Annotated in this window: 23 protein-coding genes; 9 read left to right on the forward strand and 14 right to left on the reverse strand. The window is 72.7% G+C overall.

What is annotated here, in order from left to right:
* Positions 1-304 precede the first annotated feature (304 nt).
* A complete protein-coding gene (locus tag ABT336_RS01690) occupies positions 305-2,683 on the forward strand; it encodes a M28 family peptidase (RefSeq protein ID WP_350894541.1) in 2,379 nt (792 codons plus the stop codon).
* A gap of 88 nt (positions 2,684-2,771) precedes the next feature.
* Here ABT336_RS01690 and ABT336_RS01695 read toward each other — a convergent pair whose 3' ends face one another.
* The 5 genes from ABT336_RS01695 to ABT336_RS01715 form a co-directional block, all read right to left on the reverse strand.
* Complete coding sequence (locus ABT336_RS01695; RefSeq protein WP_350894542.1) at positions 2,772-3,185, reverse strand: PIN-like domain-containing protein; 414 nt, start codon at positions 3,183-3,185, stop codon at positions 2,772-2,774.
* Positions 3,148-3,795, reverse strand: a complete 648-nt coding sequence (locus tag ABT336_RS01700; RefSeq protein ID WP_350894543.1) for a DUF433 domain-containing protein — start codon at positions 3,793-3,795, stop codon at positions 3,148-3,150. The genes ABT336_RS01695 and ABT336_RS01700 overlap by 38 nt, the downstream gene beginning before the upstream one ends.
* Before the next feature lie 93 nt (positions 3,796-3,888).
* Positions 3,889-4,143 carry a Smr/MutS family protein gene (locus ABT336_RS01705; protein WP_013736060.1) on the reverse strand — a complete coding sequence of 85 codons (255 nt, stop codon included), beginning with the start codon at positions 4,141-4,143 and terminating at the stop codon, positions 3,889-3,891.
* A gap of 19 nt (positions 4,144-4,162) precedes the next feature.
* Positions 4,163-4,561 (reverse strand): tetratricopeptide repeat protein, encoded by a 399-nt coding sequence (locus ABT336_RS01710; protein WP_350894544.1) that lies wholly within the window; start codon positions 4,559-4,561, stop codon positions 4,163-4,165.
* 134 nt (positions 4,562-4,695) lie between these two features.
* Complete coding sequence (locus ABT336_RS01715) at positions 4,696-5,463, reverse strand: ROK family protein (protein ID WP_350894545.1); 768 nt, start codon at positions 5,461-5,463, stop codon at positions 4,696-4,698.
* Between the two features lie 83 nt (positions 5,464-5,546).
* On the opposite strand from ABT336_RS01715, the gene ABT336_RS01720 reads away from it, so the two are divergent.
* Positions 5,547-7,184 (forward strand): ABC-F family ATP-binding cassette domain-containing protein, encoded by a 1,638-nt coding sequence (locus tag ABT336_RS01720; RefSeq protein ID WP_350894546.1) that lies wholly within the window; start codon positions 5,547-5,549, stop codon positions 7,182-7,184.
* A gap of 107 nt (positions 7,185-7,291) precedes the next feature.
* Positions 7,292-8,017 carry a methyltransferase domain-containing protein gene (locus tag ABT336_RS01725; RefSeq protein WP_350894547.1) on the forward strand — a complete coding sequence of 242 codons (726 nt, stop codon included), beginning with the start codon at positions 7,292-7,294 and terminating at the stop codon, positions 8,015-8,017.
* 15 nt (positions 8,018-8,032) lie between these two features.
* Here the strand turns inward: ABT336_RS01725 and ABT336_RS01730 are convergent, their stop codons facing one another.
* Together ABT336_RS01730 and ABT336_RS01735 are read right to left on the reverse strand one after the other, a co-directional pair.
* Complete coding sequence (locus tag ABT336_RS01730; RefSeq protein WP_350894548.1) at positions 8,033-10,870, reverse strand: ATP-binding protein; 2,838 nt, start codon at positions 10,868-10,870, stop codon at positions 8,033-8,035.
* A gap of 171 nt (positions 10,871-11,041) precedes the next feature.
* Entirely contained in the window at positions 11,042-11,263 is a 222-nt protein-coding gene (locus tag ABT336_RS01735; protein ID WP_350894549.1) for an FmdB family zinc ribbon protein, read from the reverse strand.
* A 38-nt stretch (positions 11,264-11,301) separates the two neighbouring features.
* Here ABT336_RS01735 and ABT336_RS01740 point away from each other — a divergent pair, with 38 nt between their 5' ends.
* The 3 genes from ABT336_RS01740 to ABT336_RS01750 all read left to right on the forward strand — a co-directional run bounded on the left by ABT336_RS01740 (position 11,302) and on the right by ABT336_RS01750 (position 14,409).
* Positions 11,302-12,753, forward strand: a complete 1,452-nt coding sequence (locus ABT336_RS01740) for a lytic transglycosylase domain-containing protein (protein ID WP_502891075.1) — start codon at positions 11,302-11,304, stop codon at positions 12,751-12,753.
* Between the two features lie 72 nt (positions 12,754-12,825).
* Positions 12,826-13,842 (forward strand): GNAT family N-acetyltransferase, encoded by a 1,017-nt coding sequence (locus ABT336_RS01745; RefSeq protein WP_350894646.1) that lies wholly within the window; start codon positions 12,826-12,828, stop codon positions 13,840-13,842.
* 6 nt (positions 13,843-13,848) lie between these two features.
* Positions 13,849-14,409, forward strand: coding sequence for a DUF4334 domain-containing protein (locus ABT336_RS01750; protein WP_350894550.1), 561 nt, complete (start codon positions 13,849-13,851; stop codon positions 14,407-14,409).
* Here ABT336_RS01750 and hemB read toward each other — a convergent pair.
* The 7 genes from hemB to ABT336_RS01785 all read right to left on the reverse strand — a co-directional run bounded on the left by hemB (position 14,403) and on the right by ABT336_RS01785 (position 21,431).
* Complete coding sequence (gene hemB / locus ABT336_RS01755) at positions 14,403-15,386, reverse strand: porphobilinogen synthase (RefSeq protein WP_350894551.1); 984 nt, start codon at positions 15,384-15,386, stop codon at positions 14,403-14,405. The two genes, ABT336_RS01750 and hemB, sit on opposite strands and share 7 nt — an antisense overlap.
* 18 nt (positions 15,387-15,404) lie before the next feature.
* Positions 15,405-16,985 (reverse strand): bifunctional uroporphyrinogen-III C-methyltransferase/uroporphyrinogen-III synthase, encoded by a 1,581-nt coding sequence (locus tag ABT336_RS01760; protein ID WP_350894552.1) that lies wholly within the window; start codon positions 16,983-16,985, stop codon positions 15,405-15,407.
* Positions 16,982-17,980 carry a hydroxymethylbilane synthase gene (gene hemC, locus ABT336_RS01765; protein ID WP_350894553.1) on the reverse strand — a complete coding sequence of 333 codons (999 nt, stop codon included), beginning with the start codon at positions 17,978-17,980 and terminating at the stop codon, positions 16,982-16,984. Before hemC ends, ABT336_RS01760 begins: the two co-directional genes overlap by 4 nt.
* Positions 17,977-19,380: a glutamyl-tRNA reductase gene (locus ABT336_RS01770; protein WP_350894554.1), complete on the reverse strand. Its 1,404-nt coding sequence runs from the start codon at positions 19,378-19,380 to the stop codon at positions 17,977-17,979. The genes hemC and ABT336_RS01770 overlap by 4 nt, the downstream gene beginning before the upstream one ends.
* A complete protein-coding gene (locus ABT336_RS01775; protein WP_350894555.1) occupies positions 19,377-20,150 on the reverse strand; it encodes a redox-sensing transcriptional repressor Rex in 774 nt (257 codons plus the stop codon). Before ABT336_RS01775 ends, ABT336_RS01770 begins: the two co-directional genes overlap by 4 nt.
* A gap of 298 nt (positions 20,151-20,448) precedes the next feature.
* Entirely contained in the window at positions 20,449-21,099 is a 651-nt protein-coding gene (locus tag ABT336_RS01780; protein ID WP_350894556.1) for an HAD family hydrolase, read from the reverse strand.
* Positions 21,100-21,176: 77 nt separating this feature from the next.
* The gene (locus ABT336_RS01785) at positions 21,177-21,431 is read right to left on the reverse strand and encodes a glutaredoxin family protein (protein WP_350894557.1); all 255 of its coding nucleotides are present in this window, start codon (positions 21,429-21,431) and stop codon (positions 21,177-21,179) included.
* A 431-nt stretch (positions 21,432-21,862) separates the two neighbouring features.
* On the opposite strand from ABT336_RS01785, the gene ABT336_RS01790 reads away from it, so the two are divergent.
* The 3 genes from ABT336_RS01790 to ABT336_RS01800 all read left to right on the forward strand — a co-directional run bounded on the left by ABT336_RS01790 (position 21,863) and on the right by ABT336_RS01800 (position 25,096).
* Positions 21,863-22,834, forward strand: coding sequence for an ECF subfamily RNA polymerase sigma factor, BldN family (locus ABT336_RS01790; RefSeq protein WP_350894558.1), 972 nt, complete (start codon positions 21,863-21,865; stop codon positions 22,832-22,834).
* Positions 22,835-23,140: 306 nt separating this feature from the next.
* Entirely contained in the window at positions 23,141-24,028 is an 888-nt protein-coding gene (locus tag ABT336_RS01795; protein ID WP_350894559.1) for a DUF5667 domain-containing protein, read from the forward strand.
* 210 nt (positions 24,029-24,238) lie between these two features.
* Positions 24,239-25,096, forward strand: coding sequence for an HAD family hydrolase (locus ABT336_RS01800; RefSeq protein WP_350894560.1), 858 nt, complete (start codon positions 24,239-24,241; stop codon positions 25,094-25,096).
* Positions 25,097-25,101 lie beyond the last annotated feature (5 nt).

Raw genomic sequence — 25,101 nt, forward strand, 5'->3', positions numbered from 1 at the left:
ATTAGACAACGGTCCCACACGCCACGGCCACGCCGGGACCGGCGGTGCCCCTTCGAGCACCGCCCACCGCAGTCCCGCCCCGTCCACGGCCTTCTGCGACACAACGTTACGGACGACCGGTAATCAGGCAAAGCGCATGCCTGGTTCCTCCCGATCACGGGTGTGTCGCACCGGTCCACCGCATCCGACCGGGGTATGTCGCACCGGTCCACCGCATCCGACCGGGGTGCGGCGCTCGGGGGACTGCGTGTCCGGCCACGAGAGGGCAGGATGGTGACCCACCCCCGCCCCAGAGGAGACCTTCGTGGGCGTACCCGTCACCCGTCAGCAGGACCGCGCCCTGTCCCGGCCCCGCCGACGACCGCTCGCCGCCCTCCTGGCTGTCGTCGCCCTGCTCGCCGTCGGCGTCGGCAGCCTGCTCGACCTGCGTCCCCCGGCGGCCCGCCCGGCCGACGCCCCCGCCGACGAGTTCAGCGCCGAACGGGCGTACCGGCACGTCGAGGTGGTGGCGGCGCAGCCGCACCCGGCCGGCAGCCCGGCCAACGACCTGGTACGCGAACACGTCGCGGGCACCCTGCGCGGACTCGGGCTCACCACCGAGATCCAGGACACCGTCGCGGAGGAGGCGGGGCAGCTCAGTGGGGCAGCCGGTGGGGCCACCCTGGCCCGGGTCCGTAACGTCGTCGCCCACCTGCCCGGCACCGACTCCACCGGGCGGGTGTTCCTGGTCGCCCACTACGACTCGGTGCAGACCAGCCCGGGCGGCAACGACGACGCCGCCGGGACCGCCGCCATCCTGGAGGCGGCCCGAGCCCTGACCGCCGGACCCCCGCCCCGCAACGACATCGTCTTCGTCCTCACCGACGCCGAGGAGGCATGCCTCTGCGGTGCCTCCGCCTTCGCCGCCGACCACCCGCTCGCCGCCGACGGCGGGGTGGTGGTCAACCTGGAGGCACGCGGATCGACCGGCCCGGTCATCATGTTCGAGACCTCCCGGGACAACGCCAGGCTCGTCGACGTCTTCGGCCGGGGGGCACCCCACCCGGTCGGCACCTCCTTCGCCGTGGAGGTCTACCGGGCACTGCCCAACGACACCGACTTCACCGCCTTCCTCGACCAGGACTTCGTGGGGCTGAACTCGGCGTACATCGACGGTGGGGCGATCTACCACACCCCGTTGGACACTGCGGCGTCGGTGGACCGGCGCAGCCTCCAACACCACGGCGCCAACGTGCTCGGGCTGGCCCGGGAATTCGGCCGGACCGACCTGACCGACCTGGACGCCGACCACGACGCCACCTACTTCCCCGTGCCGGGTGGACTCGTCAGCTACCCCGGTTGGCTGACAGTGCCCCTGGCGCTGCTCGCCCTGGTCGCGGTGGGCGCACTCGGCTGGTCCACCCGACGTCGTGGACGGGCCGACGCCGGGCGACTCGCCGCCGGGTTCGCCGTGACGGTGGTGCCGCTGGTGGCCGCCCCCCTGGCCGCGCAACTGCTCTGGCTGGGCATCACCACGATCCGCCCCGGCTACGCCGAACTGCTCGACCCGTACCGTCCGACCTGGTACCGGCTCGCCGTGGTGGCCCTCGCCGCCGCGATCCTCATCGCCTGGTACGCGCTGCTGCGCCGCCCGGTCGGCCCGGCGGCCCTCGCCGTCGGCGGGTTGACCTGGCTGGCCCTGCTCGGGGTGGTGTTCGCCGTACTGGTCCCCGGCGGGGCGTACCTGTTCACTCTCCCGGCCCTGGCCGGGGCGCTCGGGGGGTTGGTCGCAGTGCGCGCCCGGCTCGACGGGCCCGGGGCGGTCGTCGCGGTCACCACCGCCGGGGCGGTCGCGGTGGTGGTCCTGCTCCCCACTGTGGTCCTGCTCTTCCCGGCGCTGGGGATGGCGATGGGCGGCGTCGCCGCACTGGTCACGGTGCTGCTCGGCCTGGCCGTACTGCCCGTTCTCGACCTGCTGCACCCGACCGCCGGTGGGCAACGGGGGATGGCCGCCCTGAGAGCCCGTCGGCTCGGCGCGATACCCGCCGTCGCCGCGGCCCTGGCGGCGGTGGTGTTCGCCGGGGTCGGCCTGGCCGTCGACCGGTTCGACGCCGCCCACCCGACCCCCACCCACCTGATGTACGCCCTCGACGCCGGAACCGGGCAGGCCCGGTGGCTCACCCGGGAGGCCGACCCGCAGCCGTGGACCGCCGGGTACGTCGACGCCGTCGAATCCGTCGACGACTTCCCCGGAATCGGGGCCCGTGAACTGCGGGCCGGACCGGCACCCGCCGCCGACCTGCCCGCACCGACCCTGGAGGTGCTGGCCGACACCACTGTCGGCAACCAGCGGACCCTGCGGCTGCGGCTCACCCCGCAACGGCCGGTCCGGCTGACCACACTGCACGTCGACCTCGACACGGCGGGGGTCTCCGCGATGACGGTCGCCGGACGGCCGGTGCCGCTCGGCCGACCCGAACACTCCTGGGACCTCGGCGTCGTCTTCCACGCCCCACCCCCGGAGGGCGTGGAGATCACCATGACCGCCTCGGTCCGACCCGACCGGCCGGTACGGCTGCGGGCGATGGACGGCAGCGACGGCCTCGACGCGCTGCCCGGGTTCCGTCCCCGCCCGCCCGACGTCGGGGTGGTCGGCTCACACAGCTCGGAACTGCTCGCCGTCGCCCGCACCTACGAGCTGTAGACCTCACTCGCGGCCCAACCGGCGAACCTATGATCCGGGTTCCCCGGTTGGGCCTCCGAGACCGATGCTTGTCCGGCGACCATGACGGCTAACGTTTGCGTCGCGGCGCTCCGCGCTCACGCACGACGAAGAACCCCACTCGCCGATCCCGCACGTTCTGATGGATCGCCCCACGCTGTGCTTCGAATCGAGCGACCCGCGCTTGGATCGCCAGATTCGCACTGTCCAGACAGTGGATGCAGCCGCTGTACTGGCGCAGCATCGCCTTGACGGTGGGCTGTGTGGAGATACGTTCATCTTGCGTGAGCAGCGACCACCCACGTCGTAACCCGTACTCGATCCACTCGGGGTCACCAACCGCCTGAGCGTCGTCAGGGAAATGTTCGCTGACGACGTGGACAATCCAACCCCGTTCGACGAGCAGTGCCGGAGCCTGCTTTCCCAGACAGCGATCGGCAAAGAACTCAGGCAGCGACTCGGATGAGCGCTTCGACCTGTTCAACGCTCAGTCCGTACTCGCCAGCGACGACATCGGGACTCTCTCCGCCTCTCCACATGCCGAGGACCGTGTCGACGGCGACTTTGGCAGGTTCGACAATCGGGGCGCCCCACGCGAACCGCGGATCGATCACCACCTGGGCGACCGCCGGATCGTAGCGCCTCAGCGTCAGTCGCTTGGCAAACCCGTCGTCGTCCCAGGTGATGTACTGCAGGTAGTTCTCGACGATCTGCCGGATGGGCATCTGCCCGTCCGATGCGCGGGCGAGTTCGTCACTGTCCAGGTAGTGCACGAACACGTCGACGCCGTCGGTCGCGATCTTGCGGGTCGCCAGTCCGTACTCCGTCCCGAAATGGGACCTGACAGCCGCAGCAGCACCGCCGATCTTCTGCGACGACAGGCCGAGATCACGGAGAGCGCGGAGCACGTAGGCCTCGACCAGAGCGATGAACGGCACCGACGGCCAGCCCCGTCGCTCCGGCTTGACGCTGTGCACGAGCGGCGTCCCACCAGCGTCCTGGCGCAACCAACGGTGCATGGTGCGCTCAGGGATCTGCAGATGCGTAGCAGCTTCGTACGGGGTCAGCAGCGGAACCGTGAACTTGTCAATCATGGCTCACTCCTCGTGCTGGCCCGACGTCCGAGCATCGCATATCGGCTACGTTCACAGGAGCTTCGGCCGGTCGGACACGCCCTCGACCACTCGTCATTTCCAGCGGAAGTGCACGAAGAGCCGGCCGAAGTTCTTCGAGTCCTTCTCCACCCGGTGGTAGAGCTGCTTGACGTCCTTCTGGTCCAGGAACCGCAGCACCCGCTTCTTCAGCTGACCGGAACCCTTCCCCGGGATGATCTCCACAAGGGTGGCCTTCTTCGCCACCGCCTCGTCCATGATCCCGCGCAGTGCCCGGTCGATGTCGTGGCCCTTGTTGAAGATGTCGTGCAGGTCCAGCTTCAGCTTCACCGCCCGGCCACCCCTCCGCTCAGCTCGCCTGACGTCTCATCGTAGGTCCGGCCGCCGAGCCCCCGACCCGGGACTCGACCCGCCGCAGGGCGGTGGTGTAGTCGGTGTTCGTCCCGTGCATCGCCGCCGCGATGCGCAGGTGCCGCAGGGCCTCCACCGGCCGGTTCATCCGCTCCAACGTCCGACCGAGGACGTGGTGGGCGTAGTGGTCGCTCGGGTCCCGGTCGACGAGCTCCCGCAGCTGCTGCTCGGCCCGGGTGAGCTGCGCGGACTGGAAGTACGCCCGCGCCAGCAGCTGGCGTACCGAGGAGTTGTCCGGCTCCGCCTCGATGATCGGCTCCAGCAACCGGGCCGCGCTGGTCGGGTCGCCCGCCTCGAAGAACACGGTCGCCCGCCGGTACTCGGCCAGAAAGTCCATCCGACCCACCTCCTGCTGTCGCCCCGACACTTACCCGACGCTGGCACAACACCGCCCGGACCGGGAGTGTTCCCCCGGAGGAAGTTCGCGGCCGGCCGGTCATGGTGCGGGGTCGTACCGGCCGTCGGCCGGTTTCAGGCCCGGTCGTACCGGTCGTCGGCCAGCTCCCAGGCGCGGACCCCGCCGACGATGCCGGCGGTGTTGGGGACCACCACCACGTCGTCACCCATCCGGGCCAGTTGCTCGGGTCGGATCAGCCGGGAGTTCCCGCCGCCCAGGTAGAGCCGGTCCCAGTGGAACACCGGCCGGAGCCCCTCCACCACCTGCCGGATCCGCCGGGACCAGAATCCGTCACCGAGTCGGCGACGTTCCGGCTCCCCCACGTAGGTGTCGTAGGTGGTGCCCCACCGGACCGGGGCGTGGGACAGCTCCAGGTGCGGGGCGAGTCGACCACCGTCGAACAGCGCGCTGCCCAGCCCGGTGCCGAGGGTCAGCATCAGCTCGCAGCCCGCCCCGGCGACCACCCCGGCCCCGTGCACCTCGGCGTCGTTGAGGACCAGGGCGGGCATCCCGAAGGCGTCCTCCAGGGCGGTCCGGGCGTCGTACCCGGACCACTCGGCCAGCAGCGTCGGGTCGACCCGGGACCGGGGGCCGGACCGGGTCACGTAGTGCGGGGTGGCCACCACCACCCCGTGCCGGATCATGCCCGGCAGGCCCACCGTCACCCGGTCCGCCGCCGGCAGCCGACCCCCCAGCTCCACGAGGGTCCGGACGAACAGCGCCGGGGGCAGCGGGTACGGGGTGGGCACCCGGATCGGGTGGGCCCGGATCGTTCCTGCGGCGTCGAGGACCGATGCCTTGATCCCGCCGCCGCCACAGTCGATCGCCAGAGTGGTCACCACGACCGCGAGTCTGCCTCGTGTCGACCCGGCCGGCACACCGGGTGGGCAAACCCGATGGACGCGGTGGTTAGGCTCATCCTCTGATGAGCGCGACGATGGTGGTGAAGGAGTTGGCCGCCGGCCACGGTGACCGGCTTCTCTTCTCCGGGCTGGACCTGGTGGTGGCCCCCGGTGACGTGGTCGGCCTCGTCGGGGTGAACGGCGCCGGCAAGTCGACGTTGCTGCGTACCCTCGCCGGATCGGTGCCGGTCGAGGCGGGCGGGGTGACGCTCAGCCCGCCCACCGCGACCGTCGGATACCTGCCGCAGGAGCCGGAGCGGCGGGCCGGGGAGACGGTCGGGGACTTCCTCGCCCGCCGGACCGGGGTGACGGGTGCCCAGGCCGCCCTGGACGCCGCGACCGAGGCCCTCACCGTCGGTGCGACCGGCGCCGACGACGCCTACGCCGAGGCGTTGGACCGGTGGCTCGGCCTCGGCGGTGCCGACCTGACCGAACGGGCCGAACAGGTCCGGGCCGACCTGGGCCTCACTGTCGGCCTGGACCATCCGATGACGGGCCTCTCCGGTGGTCAGGCCGCCCGCGCCGGGCTGGCCTCGCTGCTGCTGAGCCGCTACGACGTCTTCCTGCTCGACGAGCCCACGAACGACCTGGACCTGGCCGGTCTGCAACGGCTGGAACAGTTCGTCACCGGCCTGCGGGCGGGCACCGTCCTGGTCAGCCACGACCGGGAGTTCCTCACCCGGACGGTGACCCGGGTGTTGGAGCTGGACCTGCACCAGCAGCAGGTCAACCACTACGGCGGTGGCTATGCGGGCTACCTGGAGGAGCGGGAGGTGGCCCGTCGGCACGCCCGGGCCGAGTTCGAGGAGTACGCCGACACGAAAGCCGACCTCCAGGCGCGGGCCCGCACCCAGCGCGCCTGGATGGAGAAGGGCGTCAAGAACGCCCGGCGCAAGGCCACCGACAACGACAAGATCGGCCGCAAGTTCCGGTCCGAGGCGACCGAGAAGCAGGCCGCCAAGGCCCGACAGACCGAACGGCTGATCGAGCGCCTGGAGGTGGTCGAGGAGCCGCGCAAGGAATGGGAGCTGCGGATGGAGATCGCCGCCGCGCCCCGCGCCGGGGCCGTGGTGGCCACCCTCCGTGACGCTGTGGTACGCCGAGGCGACTTCACCCTCGGCCCGGTGGACCTGCAGATCGACTGGGCCGACCGGGTGACGGTGACCGGGGCGAACGGGTCCGGCAAGTCCACCCTGCTCGGCGCGTTGCTGGGTCGGCTGCCACTGGACCGGGGACATGCCACCCTCGGTTCCGGGGTGGTGGTCGGGGAGGTGGACCAGGCCCGTCGCCTCTTCCTCGGTGACCAGCCGCTGCTCGACGCCTTCCGGTCGGCCGTACCGGACACCGCCCCGGCGGACGTACGGACCCTGCTGGCCAAGTTCGGCCTGCGCGCCGAGCACGTCCTGCGTCCCGCCGGCACCCTCTCTCCCGGCGAACGGACCCGGGCCACCCTGGCCCTGCTCCAGGGGCGCGGGGTGAACCTGTTGGTCCTCGACGAGCCGACGAACCACCTGGACCTGCCTGCGATCGAGCAGCTGGAGTCGGCGTTGGACGGATATCCGGGCACCCTGCTGCTGGTCACGCACGACAGGCGGATGCTCGACGCGGTGCACACCACCCGACGGCTCCAGGTCGACGCCGGTCGGGTCACCGAACTCTGAGGGGGGCGTCCTCCGCGTACCCGAGGCGACCGCCCCCGATCGGATGAACGTGGACGGGCCGGGCGTAGCGGGCGGCGTACCGGGTAACGGGCGGCCGGAGGTGACCCATGGTCGCGCTGACCCAGACCCCGCCCTCGGCCGAACGGCTGCGGGCGGTCGACGAATTCCTCGCCGAGACCTGGGCGGACCAGGCCGGACACGACGCGCGGCTGCGGGACCTGGCCGTGCGCGTCCGCTTCGACCAGGGGGTGGCCCACCTGACCGGGGAGGTCGTCGACGCCGGGCAGCTCCGGCTGGTCCGGGATCGGGTGGGTCGGCTCGCCGGGGTCTTCGGGGTCTGGTCCCGGGTACGCGTCGCCGGGCGTGACCCGGTCGTCGTCGACCTGGGCTGCGGCGGCACGAAGCAGTACCCGGAGAACCTGGGACTGGACATCTTCCCCGCTCCCGGGGTGAACGCGATCGCCGACCTGTCCGGCTCGCTGCCACTTGCCGACGACTCGGTGGACGTCCTCTTCGCGGTACACATCCTGGAACACCTGATCGACTTCCTGCCCCTGGTGGACGAGTGCCACCGGGTGCTGCGCCCCGGGGGCGTCCTGCACGTCATGAGCCCCTGGTGGGGGCATGTGAACGCGGTGGCCGACCCGACCCACGTACGGCTGCTCGACGTGCAGACGATCAAGGGAATCTGTGTGCAGCGCCCGCCCGGCACCCCGCGCTGGTACCCGCTGCACGCCGGCTGCGACGGGGCCAGCATCTTCGCCGACCTCACCCCCCTGGCACCGGACGCCGACCCGCCCACCCCCAGCCACCTGGCCCGCTTCTTCGCCTGACGGAGGAGCCCTCGGTCAGGGGAGGAGGGGTGGGGCCGTGGTCCTGAACCGGGTCGAGTCGGCGGCCAGGTCGGGGTGTTCCACCCCGAGCGCCAGGGCCGCCGCCTCCTCCAGGCTCAGCTCACTGCCCTCGCCGTACGCGGTGTCGAACTCCGCGTCACCGACAAGCTCACGTACCTCCGTCTGGCGTCGCAGCCAGTACGCGTCGTGGATGCCGGGGGTGGACCGCATGCTCGCCCGGGTCGCCTGGGCGGCGCCGAAGAGCCGGGCGGCGGTCGACGGGTCACCTCCGGCGGCGCAGCGTACGGCGATCGCGTCGAGTGTGTCGCAGGCCCGGCCGTGGAAGCCGTGCGCCAGCCGGGAACGCAGCGCCGCCTGAAGGTGCTCGTGCGCCGCGACCAGGTCGCCCCGGGCCAACGCCACCATGCCGAGCAGCATGTCCACCGAGCGGCGACCCCGCTCCACCGGCCGGGCCGCCTCGATCGGGCGGGCCGCCCCGAGCAGCTCCGCCGCGTCGTCCAGGGCACCCCGCTGCCAGAGCAGCTCGGCCAGGCTGAACACGGCGAACAGCACGTCACCGGCCACCCCCTGCTCGTACGCCCAGTCGATGACCTCCCGACAGACCCGCTCCGCCTCGACGAACTGGCCCATGTCGATGAGCGGTGCCGCCCGTCCGGCGAGGACCCGGGCCAGCAGCCCGGCCTCCCCCGCCTGCCGGGCCGCCGCCTCGGCCCGCTGCGAGAAACGCAGCTCCTCGGCCAGCTCGCCGTCGGCCCCGGCGTGCAGGGAGTGCAGGTGGTACGCCGCCGCCAGCTCCGCCTCCGGGATCTCCTCACCGGTTTCGGCGATCCGTCCGTAGAGCCGGAACAGCCACAACCGGCCCTCCCGGGCCAACCCCCGCTCCCGCCACCACTGGTCGAGCCCACCCGCCAGGCGCAGCCCCGCCCGGGCGCTTCCGCCGGTGGCGCACCAGCGCAGCGCTGCCCGCAGCTCCCCGGCCAGCGGGTCGAGACGGTAGAGCGACAACGTCACAGGTTGCCCGTCCGGGCCGAGGTGGGCCTGTTCCAGCGCCCGCGTCGACCAGGCCACGTGCCGGTCCCTGGCGGTCCGCTCCTCACCGGCCTCGGTCAGCCGACGGGCGGCGTACGCCCGGATCGGGTCGAGCATCCGGTAGGTGCTTCCGGTGGCGCTCGGCTCGGCGAGAACCATCGACTTGTCGACGAGCACGCTCAGCGGGTCGAGCGGGTCGTCGTCGAGCAGCCACTGCATCGTCGCCAGGTCCACCGGCCTGGCGAACACCGACAGCCAGCGCAGCAGCCGGGCGGCCCGGGGGCCGAGGGTCCGGTACGACCAGGTCACAGTGGCCTGCATGGTGGCGTGCCGCTCCACCGCGGAGCGGCGTACCGCCCGGGTGGCCGAGGTGGGCGGGGTGGCCCCCCGGGCGGCGGCCACCAGGTCGACGGTGTCGTGCTGCTGACCGGTCCAGTCCGGCCCGGGGAACCCGACGAACGGATCGGGACCGTACCCGCCGGACCGGCGCTCCCACGGGTCCGGGGCGGACTGGCCCCGCCCCGCGTCGAGGGTGCCCAGCACGTCGTCGAGCCGCTCGGCGAGCTGCCCGGCGGAGAGCACCCGCAGTCGGGCGGCGGCCAGTTCGATGGCGAGCGGCAACCCGTCGAGCCGCTGCGCCACCCGCCGCAGGTCGGCCGCCTCCGCCGACTCGGGTTGCCGACCTCCCCGGGCCGCAGTCGTCCGGTCCAGCAGCAGCGCCACCGCGTCGCTCTGGGCGCCGTCGGGTCGGGGCTCCACCGACAGCGGCGGTATCCGCCACACCACCTCCCCGGGCAGGCCGAAGGACTCCCGGCTGGTGGCGAGGACCCGTACCCCGCCGCAGCCGGCGAGCAGGCGGGAGATCAGCTCGGCCGACGCGGACGGCTGCGCGTCACAGGTGTCCAGGACGATCAGCATGGCGCGGTTGGCCGCGTACTCGACGAGGGTGTCCACCATCGGCCGACCGGGCTCCGGGCGGAGCCCGAGGACGGCCGCGACGGCGAAGGCGACGAGCCCCGGGTCGGTCACTGTGGCGATGTCGACGAACCACACCCCGTCCGGGTACGCCTCCACGACCGCGGCGGCCAACTCCACGGCGAGTCGGGTCTTGCCGGCACCCCCGGCCCCCAACACGGTGACCAGGCGGTGCTGACGCATCAGCCGGTCCAGTTCGGCGCGTTCGACCTCCCGGCCGACGAAGCTGGTGACCTGGGTGGGCAGGTTGTGCGCCACCGCGTCGGCGGTACGCGGGCGGGGGAACTGTCGCTCCAGCCCCGGGGCGACCAGTTGGAACAGTCGCTCCCGGTCGTCGAAGCCGCGCAGCCGGTGCAGGCCGAGGTCCAGCAGGGAGGACCCGTCCGGCAGCGGATCGGCGTGTCGGGCGGTCCCCGCCGAGCAGAGCACCTGCCCACCGTGGGCGGCGGCGGCGACCCGGGCCGCCCGGTGCACCTCCGGGCTGGCGTACTCGCCGTCGCGGGGCTCGGCGTACCCGGTGTGCAGTCCCATCCGTACCCGGGGTGCGGACTCGGGGCTGGGCCAGTCGTGCCCGGTCAGCGCCAGCTGCGCGGTCAGGCAGGCGGTCAGCGCGGCAGTGGCGTCCGGGAACGCGATGAAGAACGAGTCGCCCTCGGTCAGCAACTCGGCCCCGGCGGTGCCCGCGAGCGTACGGCGCAGCAACCGCCGGTGCTCCCGCAGCACCGGCCGGTAGTCCGGGCCGAGCAGCTGGGCCAGCCGGGTCGACCCCTCGATGTCGGTGAACACGAAGGTCACCAGGCCGCTCGGGAGGTCGATCGGTGACGACATGAGTGGAACCTCCGCACCTGACGTCGGGGTCATGCTCTCCCGTGCCACCCGGTCCGCCTTCGTCCAGACGGGACGGGGGTTGCGCCCAAAGGTGCCATCCCACCTGCACAAGGGCAAGACAACCGTAGCCGTAACCGTCCGGTGAGGACGGTCGCGGTCGACGGTGCCGGGTCAGCAGCCGCAGCCACCACCGCAGCAGCCCCCACCGGACGGGGCGGGCGCGCCGCCGGCCGCACCGGCACCACCGCGACCGGTGAACGCGACGGTGGAGAGGAGCTTGACTGTGTCGTCGTGCCCCTGGGGGCAGGACGCGGGGGCAGCGGCCTCCGCCATCGGGCGGTTGACCTCGAAGGTGTCGCCGCAGGCGCGGCAACGGAACTCGTACCGGGGCATGGATCCAGGGTACGGCCGGTCCTGACTATCGGGGTGACATGGGTGATACTCGACTGGTGGTGGACGGCCAGGAAGAACCGACGAACCGACAGCTACGGTCGGCCGCGCCGCCCGCACATCCCACGGGGCAGGGCGAGACGCCCCGGATTCCCCGTCCCCGTCGGCCCTGGTTGGCCCGGTGGCGTGACGAGCAGGACGCGCCCCCCACGCCCGCGACCACCCCGACACCCGCCACCCAGGCACCGGCCGAGCCGAAACCCGTCGAGCCGAAACACGCCGACCAGACACCGGCCGAGCCGAAACCCGCCGAGCAGACACCCGCCGAGCAGACACCGGCCGAGCAGACACCCGCCGGGACCGACGGCGAGACGTCGAAGAAGGCTTCCGTCGAGCCGACCCCGGTCACCGACAGGACCGACGGCAAGGCAGCCGACGAGACCGGTGGAAAGGCTGCCCCGGTCGGCGGCGAGACGGCACCGGTGGCGGCTCCGACCCGGGCCGGCAATCCCCGTCGTCGGGTGCCGTTCGCCCACGCCCTGCGGACGCCGCCCCGGCGGATGGCGGGGGCTGCGGCACGCGCCACCCGGGAGTGGTCGAGGCGGCCCAGTGGGCGGCTCGCCGTACCCGGACTGTTCCTCCTCGGGCTGGTCGCGGCCATGGCGGCGACCGGCGCGTTGCTGGTGCCGGCGACCGCCCGCAACGCCCAACCGACTGCGGCCGGGGCCGCCGGGAGCCCCACCGACGCGGCCTGGCCACAGCTGGAGTCGCAGGTGCCGCTGCCCCCCGGCGCCGCCGCCGTGCCGGGTGCACCCGGTGGGGTTCCGTCGGGTCTGCCCGGCGCTTCGGTTCTGCCCGGCGCTTCGGGTGCCCCGGCCGGGGTGCTGCCCTCCGGGGGTGCGGCCCCGGTGGTCGCCCGCCCGGTCGACGCGCTCGCGGGCTGGGCGCAGACCACCGGTGCCAGGGTGGGGATCTCCCCGGTCGCGATGCAGGCGTACGGCTACGCCGAGCTGGTCCTCGCCCAGACCGAACCCGGTTGTCAGCTCAGCTGGACGACGCTGGCCGCGATCGGGTACGTGGAGTCCCGGCACGGGCAGGCCAACGGGGCCACCCTGAAGCCGAACGGCCGCGCCGAGGACCCGCTGATCTTCGGGTTGCCCCTGGACGGTCAGGGCGGCCGGATGCTGATCCGCGACACCGACCAGGGGCAGCTGGACAACGACACCACCTACGACCGGGCGGTCGGGCCGATGCAGTTCATCCCCACCACGTGGGAGGAGATCGGGGCGGACGCCGACGGGGACGGGGTGAAGGACCCGCACAACCTCAACGACGCGGCGCTCGCCGCCGGACGGTACCTCTGCAAGTGGGGCCGGAACCTCACCGTCGCGAGCGACTGGTGGCGGGCGATCCTGTCGTACAACGACGTGCGCCGGTACGCCCAGGACGTCTTCGACACCGCCAACCGGTACGGTCAGGCCAGCCGCGCCTGATGTGATCGTCTGCGTACATTGGAGGCGCGGACTCTTCCCCCGAGCAGCTGTTGACGGCAAGCTAGACCCGTGATGGTGCGCGAGTGGGATCCCAGGACCGCGTCGTCCGCCGAGATCGCGTCTCTGCTGGAGATGCTGAACGCGATTCTGGCGGCCGACCTGCCGCAGGATCCGCCCTGGCAGGGCACCTCGATGCGGGAGTACCTCTCCGAGGTGATGCCGGGCGAACGGCGGATCTCCTGGGTCGCCCAGGCCGAGACCCCCGACGAGGGGCAGCCGGGGGCGATCCTCGGGCACGTGCAGGTGCTGCTCCTGGGCGACATCGGCGTGCTGGAGGTCCTCGTCGACCCCACCCAGCGCCGTGGTGGCCTCGGTCGACGGCTGGTCCGGTTGGCGGCCCGCCGGGTCTACCAGGAGGGCTTCCAGTCGATGGGGGTCGAGGTGGTCGGGGGCACCCCGGCGGTGGCCTTCTACGAGTCGCTCGGGTTCACCCGGGACTACGTCGAGACCCGCAGCGTCCTCGACCTCGCCGGGGTGGACTGGTCGGCGCTGGCCACGACGGTCGCCGGCATCGGCGACGGCTACCGGCTCCAGTTCCACCCGGGTGGACCGCCGGACGACCTGATCGAGGCGTACGCCCGGACCAAGGCCGAGATACGGGACCTCGACGACGGCGAGCTGCGCCCCAGCTCGTACGACCCGCAACGGCTCCGGGACAGCCTGGACTGCCTGCACCGGCGGGGGATGCAGCCGTACATCGTGTCGGCCCTGCACGAGCCGACCGGTGAGGTCGCCGGACTGACCGAGGTGGTGGTGCCGGCCCAGCACCCGACCCGGGCCGACCAGTACGACACCATCGTGTTGCAGCACCACCGGGGGCACGGCATCGACAGGGCGATCAAGGCGCGGATGCTTCTCGAACTCCGCTCGGCGCAGCCGGGGCTGACCCAGGTCCAGACCTGGAACGCCCAGTCCAACGAGGCGATGCTGGCGGTCAACGCCGACCTGGGTTACCGCCCCGACCGGCACTGGTGCGAGTACGGTGCCGAGGTGGCGGAGCTGGTGCACCGCCTCGACGCCCAGGGCTGACCGGCGATGACCATCCGACACGACGGCCCGGACCGGCTCGACGACCTACGTCGGCGGGCGGACCTGGACACGGCGTTGGCCTACTACGACACGCTGCCTGCGGTGACGGTCGAGGAGATGCGGGGCTGGTGGCGTGGCACCGGTCTGCCCACCGGCCACCCGCTCGACGGACTGTTGGAGCAGCTCGGGTGGTGGGGCAAGCGGTTCGACAGCCCCGAGCAGGTCCACCCGCTGGTCTTCACCACCCCGGGCGGTCGGCTCACCAGCATCGCCCCGGGGCTGATCCCGGTGGGGACGCTGCTCCGTCGCCCGGCGTTGACCCGGCTCCCCGCTGCGGCCAGCCTGTTCCGGCTGGCCCGGCCGCTGCTGGCCACCCCCCGACCCGCCGCTCGGCTCCGGATGACGGAATACCGGGGCGTGGTCACCGCCACCATGTGCTACGACGCCCACCCGATCCACGACGTGTTCCGCCGGGTCGACGACGACAGGGTGCTCGGGGCGATGGACGTACGCGGCGCGGAGCACCCGTACCTGTTCGTGCTGACCCGTACCCGCCCGGGTCAGTAGCTCTCGCGGAGCAGGCGGGCGGCCTCGACGGCCCAGTAGGTGAGGATGATCCCCGCCCCGGCCCGCCGGATCGAGGTGAGCGACTCCAGGATCACCCGTTCCCTGTCGATCCAGCCGTTGGCGGCGGCGGCCTCGACTGTCGCGTACTCACCGGAGACCTGGTACGCGGCGACGGGGACGTCGACGGCGGCCCGGACCGCCGACACCACGTCGAGGTAGGGAAGGGCGGGCTTGACCATCACGATGTCGGCGCCCTCGGCGACGTCCAACGCCACCTCGCGCAGGGACTCCCGCAGGTTCGCCGGATCCTGCTGGTAGGTGCGCCGGTCGCCCTGCAACGCCGACTCCACCGCGTCGCGGAACGGGCCGTAGTACGCCGAGGCGTACTTGGCGGCGTAGGCGAGGACCGCCACGTCGGTGTGTCCGGCCGCGTCGAGCGCCCGGCGTACCACCCCGACCTGGCCGTCCATCATCCCGGACGGCCCGACCACCCCGACCCCGGCGGCGGCCTGGGCCACCGCCATCTGCGCGTAGGCGGCCAGGGTGGCGTCGTTGTCGACGTCCCCGTCCGGGGTGAGCAGGCCGCAGTGCCCGTGCGAGGTGAACTCGTCCAGGCAGAGGTCGCTCATCACCACAGTGGCGTCCCCGACCTCGCCGACCACGTCGGAGATGGCGACGTTGAGGATGCCCGCCGGGTCGATCCCGCCGGACCCGGTGGCGTCCCGCTCGGCCGGCACCCCGAAGAGCATGATCCCGCCGACCCCGGCCTGGACCGCCTCGACCGCCGCCTTGCGCAGCGAGTCCCGGGAGTGTTGCAGCACCCCCGGCAGCGACCCGATCGGGCGGGGCTCGGTCAGCCCCTCCTTGACGAACATCGGCAGCACCAGCTCGGCCGGGGCGACCCGGGTCTCGGAGACCAGCCGCCGCACGGCCGCGTCACGACGCAGCCGGCGGGGCCGGATCTCGGGGTACGGCATGACGCCTCCTCGGTACGACTACCGGAACCGCAGCGCGGTGGGGCCCTGCACCTTCGAGCCACGACGCTGCTTGGCCGGCATCGCGGCGAGCTTCTCCCGAAGCTCCACGGCGTAGCCGGCGAGCGCCTCCACCAGGTCGGGGACCGAGGCGTGCGGCGGCTGGACGTCGACCCGCAGGCCGAACTCCGTCGCGGTCTCCGCCGTCTTGGGCCCGATGACAGCAACCACGGTACGCGCGTGCGGCTTCCCGGCGATACCCACCAGATTGCGGACCGTCGAGGAGGAGGTGAAGAGGACCGCGTCGAACCCGCCCGACTTGATCGCGTCCCGGATCTCGGCCGGCGGCGGGGCGGCCCGGACCGTCCGGTAGGCGGTCACGTCGTCGACCTCCCAGCCCCGCTCGGTGAGGCCGGCGGCGAGGGTCTCGGTGGCGATGTCGGCGCGCGGCAGCAGGACCCGGCCCACCGGGTCGAGGACCTCGTCGTGCGGCGAGAACTCGGCGAGCAGCCCCTCGGAGGACTGCTCACCGGAGGGGATCAGCTCCGGCTGGATGCCGAAGGCGCGTACCGCGTCGGCGGTGGCGTCCCCGATGCAGGCGATCTTGACCCCGCCGAAGTGCCGGGCGTCCAGGCCGTGCTCGCCGAACTTCTCCCAGACCGCCCGGACCGCGTTCACCGACGTGAAGATCACCCAGGCGTACCGGCCGTCGACGAGCCCCTTGACGGCCCGCTCCATCTGGGCCGGGGTCCGGGGCGGCTCCACCGCGATGGTGGGCACCTCACACGGGATCGCCCCGTACGCGCGCAGCCGGGCGCTCATCACCCCGGCCTGCTCCTTGGTCCGGGGGACCAGCACCTTCCAGCCGTACAGCGGCCGGTTCTCCCACCAGCTGAGCTTGTCCCGCTGGCCGACACCGGACCCGATGGTGAGCACCACCCGGCCGGTGAAGCCGAGCGCCGCCGCGACGAACGAGTCGACGGTCGAGGTGGTGGTGTACTGGGTCTCCCCGGTGCCGTCGCCGGTCACCCCGACCTCGGTCGCGCCGTCCATCCCGGCGGCGAGCAGGCCGTCCCGGATCGCGGCCAGGTCACCGGCGTCGACGGCGAGCGCCAGGGACCCCCGGGTCACGGCGGCGGCCAGCGCCTCGAAGTCCAGGTTGGCGACGTCCTCCACGTCGGCGGCGGTCCGCACCCCGGGCAGTGGTACGCCCGCGTAGGTGGCCACCCCCTCGGCCTGGGACACCCCCGGCACCACCTCGAAGTGCGCGGCGGTACGCGCCACCGCCTGCACCTCCTTGACCACCGAGTCGTGGCCGAACGGGTCACCGGCGACCAGGTGCACGGCGTTCAGGCCGGAACGGGCAGCCGAGATCAGCACCTTCGCCACGTCCCCCGGCACACCCTCGGCCGGGCTGAACTCGGTGTCGGCCCGAGCCTGGGTACGCACGGCGTCGAGCAGCGCCTCGGGGACCCCACGGTCGTACACCACCTGGTCGGCGTCGACCAGAGCGTCGTGCGCCCGGCGGGTCAGCAGGCCCGGGTCGCCGGGTCCGGCCCCGACGAACGCGATACGGCCTACGGGCTTACGGGTGCGGGTCATTCTGTGCTCCCAATGTGCTGTGTCCCCGGGGCGGCGGCATGTCCGTCCTGGCCGAGGATCGAGTCGGCGCCGAGGTCGAGGAGTTCGGCGGCGAGTGCCTTGCCGATCTCCGCCGCGTCGGCGGGCGTACCGGTGCGGGACAGCCGGATGTCTCGGGCGCCGTCCGGGCTGATCACCGCCCCGCGCAGGTAGATCTCGTGAACGACGTCGCTGTCGGCATCCGAGCCGGTCGGCTCGCCTTCGGCGACGATGGCGTAGGCGGCGACCGGAGCGGAGCACCCGGCCTCCAGGGTGGCCAGCAGCGCCCGTTCCGCGGTGACCGCGGCCCGGGACGGTGCGTGGTCGAGTACGGAGAGCAGCTCGACCAGGTCCGAGTCGTCGATCCGGCACTCCACCGCCAGCGCACCCTGGGCGGGGGCGGGCAGCATCAGCATCGGGTCGAGCGTCTCGGTGATCTCGTCGGTCCGGCCCAGCCGGGCCAGCCCGGCCCGAGCCAGGACCACCGCGTCGAGATCGGCTCCGGGGCCGAGGACGCGCGCCAGGCGCGTGTCCACGTTGCCCCGGATCGGGGTCACCGTCAGCTGCATCCCGAGAGCGTGCAGCTGGGCGATGCGGCGCAGAGCGCCCGTCCCCACGGCGGCGCCGGAGGGAAGTTCGGTGAGGGTCCGCCCACCCGAGGCGACGAGCGCGTCGCGCGGGTCCTCGCGGGGCGGTACCGCAGCGATGTGCAGGCCGGGGGCCTCCGCGGTGGGCAGGTCCTTGTAGGAGTGCACCGCGAAGTCGATGGTGCCGGCGGTGAGCGCGTCACGAAGGGCGGAGACGAAGACGCCGACGCCGAGCCGGTGCACCGGGGCCGTCGACCTGTCTCCGGCGGTGACCACCTCGACCAGCTCGACCTGCCGACCGGTGGCGGCGGTGAGCGCCTCGGCGATCTGCCCCGACTGGGCCATCGCCAATGAGCTGCCCCGGGTTCCCAGACGCAGGGGTGCGGTCATCGTTCACCTCCGAGGTGCGGGTCGGACTCGGTACCGGGCGGGACCGGATCCGTCGGGGCGGAGCCGGTGCCGACGTACGGGTCGGTATCGGCGTCCACCACGTCGGGAACCGCCCCCACGGTGGTGGCCTGCGGCACCTGGAGGTCGAACAGCTCCCGCAGCAGTGCGGCGTACTGGTCGCCGCCCGGTTCTGCGGCCAACTGCCGGACCCGCACGGTGGGCTGGTGCAGCAACCGCTGCACCACGCGGTGCACGGTACGCGCCACCTCGGCTCGTTGCCCGTCGGTGAGATCAGGACGACGTTGGGCCAGTCGACGCAGCTCGACGCCGACCACGTCGTCCGCGCGTCCCCGCAGGGCGGCCACCGTGGGTGCCACGTCGGCACCTCGCAGCCAGGTCAGGAAGCCCTCGACCTCGGCGGTGACGATCTGTCCGACGGCAGCGGCGTCGGCCGCCGCCGGGCCGTCGGCGAGCACGTCGGCCATCCGGTCGATGTCGATCACCTCGACGCCGGGCAGCTCGGCGACCCCTCGTTCGACGTCGCGGGGCACTGCCAGGTCGAGCAGGACCAACGGCCCCCGGGCCGGGTCCCGGTCGGCGAGGGTACGGGCCACGACGTCCCGGGTGAGGACCGGTTCGGTGGCCGCCGTGGCGGCCACTACGATGTCCACCGTGGACAACGCCGCGGCGAGTTCGGTCATCGGCACCGCCTCCGCGCCGTACGACTCGGCGAGCCGGGCGGCCCGGTCCGCACCCCGGTTGGTCACCGCGAGCGGCCCCGCCCCGAGCCGGGCGAGGGTGGCCACGCTGAGCGCCCCCATCGCCCCGGCACCGACCACCAGGGCCGGTCGGCCGGTGAGGCCCTCGTCGAGGTGGCCCGCGGCGAGGTCCAGGGCGGCGGTGACCACGCTCTGGCCCGCCCGGTCGATGCCGGTCTCGGCGTGCGCCCGCTTGCCCACCCGCAACGCCTGCTGCATCAGCTCGTGCAGCAGCCGCCCGGTGGAGTCGGCGCCACTGGCCCAGTGGTACGCGTCCCGGAGCTGGCCGAGGATCTGCGCCTCCCCCACGACCAGGGAGTCCAGTCCGGCCGCGACCCGGAAGACGTGCTCCACCGCAGCGGCGTCGAAGTGCACGTAGAGGTGGTTGGCGAGCGCCGCCGGTGGGCAGCCGGCCCGCTCGGCGAGGACCGCGCAGATGTCGCCGAGACCGCCGTGGAATCCGGAGACCGTGGCGTACACCTCCACCCGGTTGCAGGTGGAGACGAGCACCGCCTCCGTCACGTACGGCTGGGCGACCAGCTGGTCCAGGGTGCGGGTGGTCTCGGCGGGCGCGACCGCCAACTGCTCCAGGACGGCGACCGGAGCGGTGCGGTACGACGCACCGACGACGAGCAGCTTCACGTGCCGATCGCCTCCTGGGTGTCGGGGGCCGCGAGCCCGCCGGGCAGCGCGGTGAGGGTGGACCCGCCGGTGGTGGCGGGCAGTGTGGTCAACGATGCCTTGCGGTGCTCGTGGAACGACAGAATCTGCAGCTCGATGGCGAGGTCGACCTTCCGCACATCGACCCCGTCCGGCACCGAGAGTACGCACGGAGCGAAGTTGAGGATGCTCGTGACGCCGACGGCGACCAGCTCGTCGGCGACCCGCTGGGCGGAGGCGGCCGGGGTGGCGATCACCCCGATGGCGAGGGACTCCTCCTCGGCGACCCGGGGCAGCTCGTCGATGTGCTTGACGATCAGCCCGCTGATCTCCTCGCCCACCCGTTCGGGGTCGGCGTCGAAGAGCGCGGCGATCCGGAAGCCCCGGGTGGCGAAGCCGTCGTACCCGGCCAGGGCGTGACCGAGATTACCCACCCCGACCAGGGCGACGGCCCGACGTTGGGTGAGCCCGAGCACATACTCGATCTGGTCGATCAGCAGCGCGACGTCGTACCCCACCCCACGGGTGCCGTACGAGCCGAGCTGGGAGAGGTCCTTGCGGAGCTTGGCCGAGTTGACCCCGGCCGCGGCGGAGAGCCCTTCGCTGGAAATCGTCTCGTGACCGGTTTCGGCGACGGCGTGCAGGGCACGTAGGTATTCGGGGAGCCGCGCGACTGTCGCTTCGGGCAGATCCGGAAGCGCCGGTACGACACCAGCACGGCTGGGCGTGCCAGGGTGACGATGCTGACTCATGAGACTCCGTGCGGTGCGATTCTCTGCCAGCTCCCGTCGCCGGCCGTTCCGGGACTCCCGCTGGCGACCGAGGTTGCCGGCTGAGCTAGCAGGGCGCGTCGGAATTACAGAGTAGGCGCTTGTGAAGACGTGCACAAATCGCGATCTTGCTGATCGGCGCAGCGGTGCCACCGAGCCTCCATTCCACAAGATCGATCCACCGGCCGCGCGGTGCCGCTCCCCGATTATTGCGCAATCCAGACTTCCCACGCCAATCACCAAGATCGGACTACCTCCCCGGACCGGCGGACGGCGCAGCTCAGGGCAGGGTCGCGGCCAGGTGGACCGCCCCGGTGAGCGTGGTGGCCACCGGATGCCCCGAGGCCCGCAGGCGCTCCGCGTCGGTGAAGCCACCGGTGTAGAGCACCGCCCGGGCACCGACCGCCTCGGCCGCCTCGGCGTCGTCGAGTGAGTCGCCGATCAGCACCACCCGGCCGGGGTCCACGTCGAGGTGGGCCAGGTGCCGGATCAGCGAGGCGGCCTTCCGGTCGCCACCGACCGCCGCCCGCCACCCGTCGACCCGGACGAACCGCCCGTCGAGGCCGTACGTCCGGACCGCCGGCACCAGCTCGTCGTGGAACCACATCGACAACAACGACTGGCTCCCCGACCAGTCGCCCATCGCGGTGACGGCGTCCTCGGCCAGCTCACAGGTGGTCAGACCAGCCCGGTACGCGTCGTGGAAGATCCGGTCGAGACGCCCGAACGCCTCCTCGTCGACAGCCCTGCCCAGCACCTCGGCGTAGTAGTCGACGACAGGGCGACGGAACCGGACCCGGTGTTCCTCGGCCGTCACCACCGGGCCACCCACGCTGGCGAACGCGGCGTTCGTGGCGGCGATGATCAGACTCAGGTCGTTGAGCAGCGTGCCGTTCCAGTCCCACACCAGGTGGTCGCGAACAGGGGTCATCGCAGCACGATAGGCGACGACCCCTGTCGCTGGGGAGTGCGCGGATCGCACCGCCGCACCGGGCGGCGGTGGACGCCCTACAACTGGGGGGTGGTCAGATCGCGCAGCAGCCGCTCTTCCTCCACCCGCCAGTAGCCGTGTTCCTTGCCGTCGAGGAGCACCACCGGCAGTCGCTCGCCGTACTCTCGTTCCAACTCGACGTCCCCGGTGACGTCCTTCTCGATCCACCGGTCGCCGGTGACGGCCACCACCCGGTCGAGGGCCGCCTTGGCGTCCTCGCAGAGGTGGCAGCCGGGACGGGTGACCAGGGCGAGCCGGGCGTCGGTGGACATCGGTACCTCCTAGACGTGCGGTCGTCCGGCCGAGTCTGGCACAGTCGACGCCGTCCGGCCCGGCCGAGCGCGAGACGAGCCCGGTAAACGGGCAACAGTTTCGGACCCTGGGCCCGGGCGGAAAGTCAATCGCCCCCGACGGACAACCGGTCCGGTGAGGTCCCGACGGCGACGGAAATACTTCCGCTCTGTGTAACTGACTTACCACGCACGGGTGACGTCTGCCTTATCATGACTCGGGTCGACTCACCCCATTTGCTGTGAGTTGACACCCCTCAGCCCGAGGAGGCCCCCGTGCCCGTAAGCGCATTGGACCAGCACCTCACGGGGACTCGTCGCGCCTGTGCGGCGGGACCCGGTGCAGGCCGGTCCGACCACCTCGTCGACGCCGTCCCGGGACGGCCCGTCGCCTACCCGACGGGGGTGACCCGATGACCGCTTCGGGATGGGTGGAGCAGCCCGTCGGCCTGAGCACCCCCGGGGTACGACCGACAGTCAACGAACGGTCGCCCTCCGCACGCGGACCGGTGGACGACACGTGGGGACCCCCCACCCAAGGCGACGAGGCCGCCCGGCGGTTACGGAGCCGACCGCACCACAACGAGACGACACCCAGGCCCCCGGCTCCCGGGGGCAACGCCAAACCTTCGGGGGGTCGGGTGACGGTTCCGGTCCGACCGACGATGCCGGTGCAGGGTCGACGCAGCGCCGACCCGCCCGCCTCCGCCGAGGCGACGAACGCCGAGACCGCAGTCATCCCCGCCGTGCCGGCCGCCCCCGCCGGCGGCACCGGCGGGGGCGCACCGACCGGCTACCCCAGCCGCCCCGACCCGTCCGACCCGGCCACCGAGGTCTGGCGTCTGGTCGAGCGCGCCCAGGCCGGTGAGGTGGAGGCCTTCGGCCTGATCTACGACAGGTACGTCGAGACGGTCTTCCGATTCGTCTACTTCCGGGTCGGTAACCGGCAACTCGCCGAGGACCTCACCTCCGACACGTTCCTGCGCGCCCTCAAACGGATCGGCAGCTTCACCTGGCAGGGGCGCGACCTCGGTGCCTGGCTGGTCACCATCGCCCGCAACCTGGTCGCCGACCACTTCAAGTCCGGCCGGTACCGGTTGGAGGTGACCACCGGGGACGTCCTGGACGCCGACCGCGAGGACCGGGGGCCGGAGGGCAGCCCGGAGGCCGCGGTGGTCGAGCACATCACCAACGTCGCCCTGCTCAGCGCGGTCAAGCAGCTCAACCCGGAGCAGCAGGAGTGCATCGTCCTGCGCTTCCTCCAGGGCTTCTCGGTCGCCGAGACCGCCAGGGCGATGGGGAAGAACGAGGGCGCGATCAAGGCGTTGCAGTACCGGGCGGTCCGGGCCCTGGCCCGACTCCTGCCCGACGGATTCCAGCCGTAGCGAACCGTCGTCGACAGTCCGCCGGCCCCGTCCTGACCGGGGCCGGCCGGTCGGCTGTCCGCCCGACCGGTCGGTCGTCCCGCACGAACTCCGCGACACGCAGCGATTTCGCCACGCCGGATCCCGTAACCGCAGCCCGGCACTGACCGTTCTTCCGGGTGCGACCGGTGGTTGCCCCAGCATCAGCGGGCCCCATGGTCCGGACAGCGCCGTCGGCCACGACCTTCGTGCGCCGGTGCCAGCTGTCTCCGGTCGCCGGCGACGACCACGGCCGAGCAGCCGTGACAGCGAGAGGGGGTGCCTGCGGTGGACCACAACCTCTTCCTGCGTCGACGCGCTGAGCGCTTCGCACAGCTTCTCGAAGAAGCCAACGGCTGCCGTCGGCACCGGGTCAGGTCCCGGCGGGACGACGAACTCGTCACCCTGGTGGCAGTCGGTCGGCGGCTCACCGTCGACCGGCCCGTCCCGAAGGTGGACGCGGACTTCCGCACCAGCCTGCGAGCCAGGCTGATCGCCACCGCCGAGCGGGAGGGCATCGGAGCCGAGGTCATCGCACCCACCGACGCGGACGTCGTCCGCCCGCCGATCGCCGCCGCCGTGCGGACCCCACGGCTGCCCGCGGTGACCGCCCGACGGGCCCGAGCCCGACTGGCGATCTTCTCCGGCATCGCCGTCGGTGCGATCGCCGTCTCCGGCATCTCTGCCGCCAGCGAGAACGCGCTGCCCGGCGACGCCCTGTACGGCATGAAGCGCTCCACCGAGCGGGCCCAGCTCGCGCTCGCCGGATCGGACCTGAACCGGGGCCAGCTCTTCCTCGACTTCGCCCGGACCCGGGTCGACGAGGCCGCGACGCTGCGCGGCAACCACGTCCGGTACGACGCCGTACTCGACGACATGGACAACGGCACCCGCCAGGGCGTACGCACCCTCCTCAACGCCGTCGCGCAGCGCTCCGACCCGGCCGGGCTCGACCTGGTCGACGCGTTCCTGGACAGCCAGCGGCAGGCGGTCGACGGACTCCTCGACGCGGCACCGCGCAGTCAGCGGGACCGGACCCGCAGCTCGCTCGGCCTGCTGGACGCTGTCGGCGAACGGTCGACGGCGTTGCGGACGGCCCTCGACTGCGCAGAGCCGAAGGTGGTCGGCTTCGACGGCCTCGGCCCGATCCCGGCCGCCTGCACCAGCCCCCGCTGATCGGCCGCCGGTCGCCTGCACCAGCCCCCGCTGATCGGCCGCCGGTCGCCGGGCCTCCGGTGACCGGCCGACCGTTCCCTCCCCCGCTCACCGACGGTCCGTCGTCGTCCGCCATCCACAGGCGAGGCCGGATAGGCTCGACCGATGGCAGGGCCCTGCCCCGGCAAGGCCCGTAACGGCGGACGACGAGGTCGGTGAGCGGAGGGGCACGTGGGTCGAGACCGTGCGGTGACCGTCAGCACAGACAGCCACGGCCACACCACGGGCTGGGCCCGCAGCGGGGTCGGCAGGCCACCCGTCCCCGACCCGAGCGCCGCCGCCTTCTTCGACGTGGACAACACGATCATGCAGGGCGCCTCGCTGTACTGGCTCGCCCGGGGGCTGGCCGCCCGCAGGTACGTCACCACCTCCGACCTGGCCCGGTTCGCCTGGCGGCAACTCCGGTTCCGGATCCTGGCCACCGAGCACCCCGGCGACATGTCACTGGCGAAGGAGGCCGCCCTCGCCTTCGTCGCGGGCTGGCGGGTGGGTGACGTGGAGCGGCTCACCGAGGAGATCTTCGACGAGCTGATGGCCCCCCGGATCTGGCCCGGAACCCGCCGTCTCGCCGAGGCGCACCTCGCCGCCGGGCAGCGGGTCTGGCTGGTCAGCGCCGCCCCGGTGGAGATCGGAAGGGTGATCGCGGCCCGGCTCGGCCTCACCGGGGCGATCGGGACCGTCGCCGAGGTCACCGCCGGGGCGTACACCGGACGGTTGGTCGGGGAACCGATGCACGGCCCGGTCAAGGCCGAGGCGGTGGGGCACCTCGCCGCCGTCGAGGGTCTCGACCTCGCCTCCTGCACCGCCTACAGCGACTCGGCGAACGACCTGCCGATGCTCTCGACTGTCGGGCGAGCCGTCGCCGTCAACCCGGACGGGGTCCTGCTGCGGCAGGCCCGTCGGCGCGGTTGGGAGGTACGGGACTTCCGGACCGGCCGCCGGGCCGCCCGGATCGCCGTCCCCTCCACCGCCGCCGTCGCAGTGGTCGCCGCCGGGCTGGCCCTGCACCGCCGGACCCGACCCGACTGACGGGA

This window comes from Micromonospora sp. NPDC000207 (genome assembly GCF_040300925.1).
Lineage (GTDB): Bacteria > Actinomycetota > Actinomycetes > Mycobacteriales > Micromonosporaceae > Micromonospora.

What these genes read in the sequence shown, in the direction of transcription:
- ABT336_RS01700 (WP_350894543.1), bottom strand. Translation starts at nt 3,795, where the DNA reads ATGATTGACAAGTTCACGGTTCCGCTGCTGACCCCGTACGAAGCTGCT.
- ABT336_RS01710 (WP_350894544.1), bottom strand. Translation starts at nt 4,561, where the DNA reads ATGGACTTTCTGGCCGAGTACCGGCGGGCGACCGTGTTCTTCGAGGCG.
- ABT336_RS01720 (WP_350894546.1), top strand. Translation starts at nt 5,547, where the DNA reads ATGAGCGCGACGATGGTGGTGAAGGAGTTGGCCGCCGGCCACGGTGAC.
- ABT336_RS01725 (WP_350894547.1), top strand. Translation starts at nt 7,292, where the DNA reads ATGGTCGCGCTGACCCAGACCCCGCCCTCGGCCGAACGGCTGCGGGCG.
- ABT336_RS01730 (WP_350894548.1), bottom strand. Translation starts at nt 10,870, where the DNA reads ATGTCGTCACCGATCGACCTCCCGAGCGGCCTGGTGACCTTCGTGTTC.
- ABT336_RS01735 (WP_350894549.1), bottom strand. Translation starts at nt 11,263, where the DNA reads ATGCCCCGGTACGAGTTCCGTTGCCGCGCCTGCGGCGACACCTTCGAG.
- ABT336_RS01740 (WP_502891075.1), top strand. Translation starts at nt 11,302, where the DNA reads ATGGGTGATACTCGACTGGTGGTGGACGGCCAGGAAGAACCGACGAAC.
- ABT336_RS01745 (WP_350894646.1), top strand. Translation starts at nt 12,826, where the DNA reads ATGGTGCGCGAGTGGGATCCCAGGACCGCGTCGTCCGCCGAGATCGCG.
- ABT336_RS01750 (WP_350894550.1), top strand. Translation starts at nt 13,849, where the DNA reads ATGACCATCCGACACGACGGCCCGGACCGGCTCGACGACCTACGTCGG.
- hemB (WP_350894551.1), bottom strand. Translation starts at nt 15,386, where the DNA reads ATGCCGTACCCCGAGATCCGGCCCCGCCGGCTGCGTCGTGACGCGGCC.
- ABT336_RS01760 (WP_350894552.1), bottom strand. Translation starts at nt 16,985, where the DNA reads ATGACCCGCACCCGTAAGCCCGTAGGCCGTATCGCGTTCGTCGGGGCC.
- hemC (WP_350894553.1), bottom strand. Translation starts at nt 17,980, where the DNA reads ATGACCGCACCCCTGCGTCTGGGAACCCGGGGCAGCTCATTGGCGATG.
- ABT336_RS01775 (WP_350894555.1), bottom strand. Translation starts at nt 20,150, where the DNA reads ATGAGTCAGCATCGTCACCCTGGCACGCCCAGCCGTGCTGGTGTCGTA.
- ABT336_RS01780 (WP_350894556.1), bottom strand. Translation starts at nt 21,099, where the DNA reads ATGACCCCTGTTCGCGACCACCTGGTGTGGGACTGGAACGGCACGCTG.
- ABT336_RS01785 (WP_350894557.1), bottom strand. Translation starts at nt 21,431, where the DNA reads ATGTCCACCGACGCCCGGCTCGCCCTGGTCACCCGTCCCGGCTGCCAC.
- ABT336_RS01790 (WP_350894558.1), top strand. Translation starts at nt 21,863, where the DNA reads ATGACCGCTTCGGGATGGGTGGAGCAGCCCGTCGGCCTGAGCACCCCC.